2 protein-coding genes are annotated in these 526 nt (G+C 37.5%); both read right to left on the bottom strand.

Annotated elements, in window-relative coordinates; genetic code table 11:
* Positions 1-223, bottom strand: a 223-nt coding sequence (locus N1032_RS27760) for a phage adaptor protein (protein ID WP_259543960.1), incomplete at its 3' end; no start/stop codon positions are given.
* 17 nt (positions 224-240) lie between these two features.
* Positions 241-526: hypothetical protein (locus tag N1032_RS27755; protein ID WP_259543959.1), on the bottom strand; the 286-nt coding region annotated here is incomplete at its 5' end.

The raw sequence follows: 526 nt of genomic DNA, 5'->3' as shown, positions 1-526 counted from the left end.
CATAGTAATCTACTGGCAAAGTTAAACCATCCTTTACAGTTGCACCTGCACTAGGGACAATAATCTCTAATGTATTTTCGTATTGAGGTAATTTCATTGTTCGCTGAAAATCTTGTTCAGCAAAGTTTATAAATGTTGGGATTGCTGCAACTGTAGCACTATCGTTTCTATTTAACCACAGTTGTACGTTTTGTTTCAAATCCCCATAAGTTGTAATTGCCATTGTTTCACTCCTATAACTTAATTAGACAAAGCTATTGTTACACTCTTCACAGCACCTGTCGAATCAGTAACTTTTAAGTGGTAGTTATTGGCAGGAACCAAAGTACCAGTCTCTGGGGATAGATTAATTATCTGTGGAGATTGTGCATTATTGATAGTTCGTCTTTCAGAAACTGCACCACCAAACTGCACTTTAAATGGAGCTACACCACCTGACCACTCTAATGTAAAATCTTGTCCGATTTTTAAATTACCCGGATCAGTTGATAATATTGTTAAAGGGCCTGGAGTAGGTGGAGGAACA

This window comes from Herbiconiux daphne (genome assembly GCF_024979295.1).
Lineage (GTDB): Bacteria > Actinomycetota > Actinomycetes > Actinomycetales > Microbacteriaceae > Herbiconiux > Herbiconiux daphnes.
The sequence above is the reverse complement of the archived record's forward strand: the minus strand, read 5'-3'. Positions and strand labels throughout refer to the sequence as shown.